Origin of the sequence: Nocardioides sp. NPDC059952, assembly GCF_042730435.1 — a bacterium.
GTDB lineage: Bacteria > Actinomycetota > Actinomycetes > Propionibacteriales > Nocardioidaceae > Nocardioides.
The window spans coordinates 1-3,304 of sequence record NZ_JBHWLY010000128.1 but is presented as its reverse complement, the minus strand read 5'-3'; the positions used below and the strand labels follow the sequence as shown (position 1 = coordinate 3,304).

3 protein-coding genes are annotated in these 3,304 nt (G+C 71.4%); 2 read left to right on the top strand and 1 reads right to left on the bottom strand.

Features of this window, described 5'->3' with window-relative positions:
• Window positions 1–79: 79 nt before the first annotated feature.
• On the top strand, window positions 80–454 hold the full coding sequence (locus tag ACFV9G_RS29355; RefSeq protein ID WP_378732931.1) for a hypothetical protein: 375 nt from the start codon (window positions 80–82) through the stop codon (window positions 452–454).
• 101 nt (window positions 455–555) lie between these two features.
• The gene (locus ACFV9G_RS29350; RefSeq protein WP_378732929.1) at window positions 556–1,905 is read left to right on the top strand and encodes a hypothetical protein; all 1,350 of its coding nucleotides are present in this window, start codon (window positions 556–558) and stop codon (window positions 1,903–1,905) included.
• 300 nt (window positions 1,906–2,205) lie between these two features.
• On the opposite strand, the gene ACFV9G_RS29345 is transcribed toward ACFV9G_RS29350, so the two are convergent.
• The coding region (locus ACFV9G_RS29345) for a hypothetical protein (RefSeq protein ID WP_378732927.1) at window positions 2,206–3,304 on the bottom strand (1,099 nt) is incomplete at its 5' end.

Genomic DNA, 3,304 nt, shown 5'->3' with positions numbered 1-3,304 from the left:
ACCTACTCGAGCGCGCCGGCCTGGCCACCGCGCCCAACACGCCCGTTGCACCCACCACGACTGTCGAGGAGACGGCACGATGACCAAGATCGAACGCAAGCCCGCCCTGGCCAAGGACCACCCCATCGCCAGCCTCGCTCAGCCCCAGGCCGACCCTGAGCCACAGAGCGCCCCGCCGGCCGAGAAGCCTGCCGCTCGAGCTCCTCAGGCAGCCGCGGCACCTGAACCGGCCACCGCGCCCGCAGCCAGCGCCGAGCCCTACGCCGGCTCGACGCAGTTCAACATCCGCGCCTCGGAGACGATGCGTGCCCACCTCCGCATCACCGCAGCCGGCATGACGCTGGCCACCGGCGAGAAGTGGAGCCAGGACCGCCTTGTCCGCCACGCCGTGGCGGCCTATCTGGCCCAGCTCGGCGACGAGTACAACGACGGCCGCCCCTTCCACGAGCGCTGACGCGCTCCCCTGCTAGTGCAGATAGCGTCGCTATACCTGCGCCACGTGCTAGCCGATCCCTCCACCAGCTGAAGCACCACGCGAGACAGAGGACAACTCTCATGGGCTCCACCGCAACAGCCACCACCGTCACCGAGCCGACCGAGGCTGCCGCCAACGGCTGGCACCTCGCCGGGATCATCGCGGCCCCGTCCCTGGGCGCGCTCATCCTCAACGGCATCGGGTTCTTCAACATGCTCGCCGCCCTGGAGACCTCCAGCCTCGGCGACACCGGAGCGCACTGGATCCTGGCCGGCGGCCTGGAGCTCGGCATCGTGGGGTTCGCGCTCGCCGCGTTCTGCCTCAGCCTGCTCAACCGACCGAGCAAGGCCGCCCAGGTCTTCACCTGGGTCCTGTCGCTCGTGAGCGCGACCATCGGCTACACCCACGTCACCAGCACCGGCGACGAGATCGCCGTCCGCGCGTTCGTCGCCGCTGCACCGATCCTCGCCGCTGCCGCGTGGCACTGGACCCTCAAGGGCGTGAAGTCGGTCCTCATCGACGATGACCTCGAGCAGAAGGCCGAGGCCGCCATGATGCGCGCCGCGATCGCCGCTCGCATGGACCACGCCCGCCTCGACGAGCTGGCCACGACCTCGACCGGCCCCGCGAAGTGGATCGCCGAGCGCCGCCTCGCCTACGCCGCCAGCCGGTCGTACGCGACGCAGAAGGCCGTCGCCCTGGGCGTCGCACCCCAGCGACAGCGGGCTGTCTCGGAGACCTACGTGAACGGAGCTGTGTCGGTCGCCGCCGTCCTGGCCGAGGTTCGCCCGATCGATGTCTCTGTCCCGGCGCTCACCCAAGCGCTCACGCCGGCATCGCTCACCGGTGAGCGCTCGACCGCTCACAGCAACGCTCAGGCGCTCGCGCCCGCGCTCACCGATGAGCGGTCTGCTGAGCGCTCAACCGCTCATGAGGAGGCTCGCCAGGGTTCGGTGAGCGCCCACATGGACGCTCAGGGCAGCGCTCAGAGCAGCGCTCATGACGTTGGGCGGCTCCAGGCGCAGCCCACCGCTCACGACGAGGTGAGCGCTCCCGATGAGCGCTCAACCGCTCAGCCGGCGCCGGCGATCGCAGTCACGGAGACCGCGGCCGCGAGCGCTCACGAGAAGCGAGCGGTGAGCGGCCGCGGACTCGAGGCCGCGCACGGTGAGCGCTCAGCCGAGACCGCCAAGGCGCTCACCACCGCTCAGCCGGCGTCGCGCCTGCGCGCTGTCCCGTCCGCGCCGGCGGTGGTTCCGGCCGGCCCGGAGCGCGACGCGATCGTCGACGCGATGCTCGCCAAGGACGAGCGCGTCACGGGCGGCCAGGTCGGCGAGCGCCTCGGCCTCGCTGAGCAGTCCGGACGTCGTGAGCTCAAGGCCGCTCGCGATCGCGCCGCCGCCGCTCGAGCTGCTGCCGTGAACCAGTAGATCCGCAACCAACGCAACCTACGCTAGGAGTGCTATCACGTATAGCACTCCTAGCGTTTCTTTCGTGCGGGCGCAACACGCGCTAGGACCGCTTCCATAGGTACGCGAGGCCACGCGAGGTGGCGCAAGCGAGCCGGTGAAACCAGTTTCGGCCGGTGAAACCAGCCGTGAAACCGCCTCTGACCTGCGAAAACGCTAGGTTTCACCGAGGCGGACTCAGAGCCAGAAACCCTTACGCGCGCGCAGGCGAGCCGGTGAAACCAGCCGCCGGTGAAACCAGATCTCCGGCCGCCGGCCGGGTCAGCTGGCGAGGGCCTGGTCGAGGGCCTGCCGCAGCTGGTGGTCGTCGACGTCGCGGCCGCCGGCGAGCTCGGCGATGGTGACCAGGGCGGCGCCCTCGGCGAACCGGCCGGCGCGGGGTCGGTGGATGCCGCCGCGGTTGATGCCGATGCCGGCCTGCGCGGCGATCTTGGCCACCAGCTGAGTCCAGCGCTCGCCGGCGAGCTGGCGGCATCGGTCGGCGAAGCTCGCGCCAGCGGCGACGTCGGCCTGGTGCTCGGCGGCCGCGGCGCGTCGGTCGGCGGCCGCGCGCTCGGCGAGTTCGCGGTCAGCGGCCTTGCGGGCCGAGAGCGAGGCGATCGGGCGGCCGTGCTCGTCGAGCCACCAGCCCAGGCGAGCGCGGAGCCAGCCGGCGGGGGAGTGGACCGATGTCGTCCAGGTGTGTGCGCTCTGGTCGGGGCGGTGGTCGATGGCGTACTTGATGTCCGAGACGGTCCAGCCGGCGCGGAGGAACTCGCGGATCAGCGAGCGCAGGTGCCGGCTGCTGAGCTCCTGGAGCTCGCGGCCGGCGTGGCCAGCGGCTGACGAGCCGGTGTCATGGACGTAGGTCTCGCTCTCGGCGTCCCATCGGGCGATGCTGCCGCGCAGCGCTGGGACCTCCGACCGGAGACGCTCGGCCGCGCGCAGCTGGCCCTGCCTCGTCGTGGCGGGTTTGTGGAGCGGCCACACAGCGGCCGGTGCATCGCGATCGGTCCCAGAATCGCCTCGAGCCTGATCCGGCCCGCGCAGCGGGCTCGCGCTCGCGCGCCTGCGGGGGAGTTCTTTTGCTTCTCCCAGAGGGAGAAGCGCGGGGGTCTCAAAGTCATCCACAGGCATCGGTTGGTTAGGAGCCAGAGTGCCGCCAGGGCGACCGTGGGTAGCGGGGGAGGCCTGGGCCTCGGTGAGGTCCTCAGCGGGCCCTGAGGCGGCCTCTGACGGCTCCTGGGGCCCTGCGGCGGGAACGGTGAGCAGGTAGACCGCTGCGCGGTTCTGGTCGCCGTAGATCGGCATCAGCGACATCGGCCGGAACTCGGCCGTGCTGCCGGACTCGACGACACCGAGCAGGCCGAGCTCGCGCAGC

Coding starts and splice junctions, on each gene's coding strand:
- ACFV9G_RS29355 (WP_378732931.1), top strand. CDS start 80: ATGACCAAGATCGAACGCAAGCCCGCCCTGGCCAAGGACCACCCCATC.
- ACFV9G_RS29350 (WP_378732929.1), top strand. CDS start 556: ATGGGCTCCACCGCAACAGCCACCACCGTCACCGAGCCGACCGAGGCT.